This is a genomic window from Vibrio sp. 1401 (assembly GCF_033340295.1).
Genome location: NZ_JAWOWF010000196.1, coordinates 1 through 916 on the forward strand (window position 1 = coordinate 1; position 916 = coordinate 916).

The 916-nt window shown below is 41.6% G+C and carries 1 pseudogene; it reads right to left on the reverse strand.

Annotated features, from left to right (window positions below):
- Positions 1–916, reverse strand: a pseudogene (locus R7Z77_RS24520) (hypothetical protein); the annotation flags it as partial.

The window sequence follows — 916 nt, forward strand, 5'->3', positions numbered from 1 at the left end:
GCTGGAGCGGTTTGAGCTGGCGCTGCAAAGCCCTTAAGAACTGGCTCTTCGATTCGCTTAGGTTTGATGTCTGTTTCAGAAGGTTCTTTACCTTCTGCTTCTTTCATTGCTTCCAACTTCTTAGGAAGTAGGTAAGAAATTAAATCAAACTCTTCACCTTCGCGTACGCGAATTACTTCAAAGTGCGGTGTTTCAATGTCTGAGTTAGGAACCACCGTAATTTTAACTTCTTGAATTCGTTCGATATGGTTAACCGAGCGACGTTTTTCGTTCAATAGGTAAGATGCGATTGGCACTGGTACTACAGCCAATACTTGAGCTGTGTTGTCTTTTAGTGCTTCTTCTTCACTATCTAGCTTATTAGTATCTTTATAGCCTAGTGATTGGGTAACCTGACGAAGTGTGACGAGAGAATCAAACAGGAACACTTTATCTTCCTCAATGAGACGCTCTTTGAGATAAACGTTAGAGAGGTACTGGTTCTTATCTGTGATCACCGCTTTGATTGAAGAATACGGGTTCTCAGTGCAATCCAATAGCGTCACTTCGCTTCTTAACTCTTTGATATAACCCAAGCTGATGTCTGAAAGATCAGCATCACCCACAATCAATTGTGGGACATTACGAATGGCTTCTGACAAGCTTTCAAAAACTTGTTGCTTTGGTAACTGTTTACTGGGTTCAGAACATACGACAGTCGTCAGTACTTTTTCGAACTCATCAATGATAAGAATATCCGCCTGATTAAGCACAGAGCGAATATGAGATTTCCAAATGCTGTTTACAACAACCCCCATTGCATCCGCCTGTTCTAGCTCACATAAATCTTGGTTGTAGCTGACTGCGAGATTGTCATTACAGTATTGTTCGACCAGTGCGGTCAGGTAAGACAGATAAACGATCTTCTTGTTTTTGC